We start from the raw sequence: 576 nt of genomic DNA, 5'->3' as shown, positions 1-576 counted from the left end.
GTGCAATGATCGTGTCGTAGTTTCCTGCGAGTTCAACGATGGCTGCAGCCAGTGGCTCGGCCAGACGGTTTTCCAGCGCATCGCTTTCAGCCAACAGAACCTTGCGAACGCCAGAAAGCTTGGCAGCTGCATCAGCGGCAGCTTTCGCGCCCTTGCCAGCAACCAGAATATCGACATCGCCACCGATCTGGGCAGCAGCAGTCAGTGCCTTTGCAGTCTGATCGGAAAGGCTTGCATTGTCATGTTCGGCAATAAGAAGAATAGCCATGTGTTTGTCCCTTAAATCTCTCGGTTTGCGAAACCTGTCAGGCCTTGGCGAAAATGGTGGGGTGCGAGAACCGGAGCGGAGCGTACTTTTCGTAACGGAGCACCGGAAGCGCAGCAACACGCCATTTGCAGACGGGCCTCACGGGTTTCCCTTAAAGTACGCCGTCAGCTTTAAGCTTCTCAACCAGCTCAGCAACCGAACCAACCTTCACGCCAGCCTTGCGGCCACCCGGTTCTTCAGTTTTCAGAACCTTGAGGCGTGGAGCAATGTCAGCACCGAAATCAGCAGGCGACTTCTCATCAAGCGGC

The 576-nt window shown here is 55.4% G+C and carries 1 protein-coding gene and 1 pseudogene; both read right to left on the bottom strand.

Annotated elements, in window-relative coordinates; all coding sequences use genetic code 11:
* The coding region (locus tag QSJ70_RS27365; RefSeq protein WP_502871731.1) for an adenine nucleotide alpha hydrolase family protein at nucleotides 1–268 on the bottom strand (268 nt) is incomplete at its 3' end.
* A 151-nt stretch (nucleotides 269–419) separates the two neighbouring features.
* A pseudogene (locus tag QSJ70_RS27360) lies at nucleotides 420–576 on the bottom strand (electron transfer flavoprotein subunit beta/FixA family protein); the annotation flags it as partial.

This window comes from Brucella sp. NBRC 12950 (assembly GCF_030268145.1).
Lineage (GTDB): Bacteria > Pseudomonadota > Alphaproteobacteria > Rhizobiales > Rhizobiaceae > Brucella.
This window is presented reverse-complemented; position numbering and strand designations above follow the sequence as displayed.